A 278-nucleotide genomic window follows, 5' to 3' on the forward strand; every position below is an offset into this window, starting at 1 on the left:
CCAAGCTAAACTTGGCTGCCACGTGTCGTTAGTGGTACTGCTCAAGATCAACGTTGTAAGCATCACCATCGTTGTATTCGAAAGTAATACGCCAAGCCCCATTCACCGAAATCGCATAGCGAGTTGGGTTGAATCCCTTTAGGGGATGAGTTTTGAAACCCGGAAGGTTCAAATCATTCAGAGACGTAGCGCTATCCAATGCGGACAATCTATTATTGATCCTTAGATGTTGCGCCTTCTGAATTTTACTAGATGTACCGGATACAAAAAGATCATAT

Annotated in this window: 1 protein-coding gene; it reads right to left on the reverse strand. The window is 43.5% G+C overall.

What is annotated here, in order from left to right:
* Positions 1-28: 28 nt before the first annotated feature.
* The coding region (locus SB660_RS20055) for a type II toxin-antitoxin system RelE/ParE family toxin (RefSeq protein WP_410584046.1) at positions 29-278 on the reverse strand (250 nt) is incomplete at its 5' end.

The organism is Bacillus sp. SIMBA_005 (assembly GCF_046535585.1).
GTDB lineage: Bacteria > Bacillota > Bacilli > Bacillales > Bacillaceae > Bacillus > Bacillus pumilus.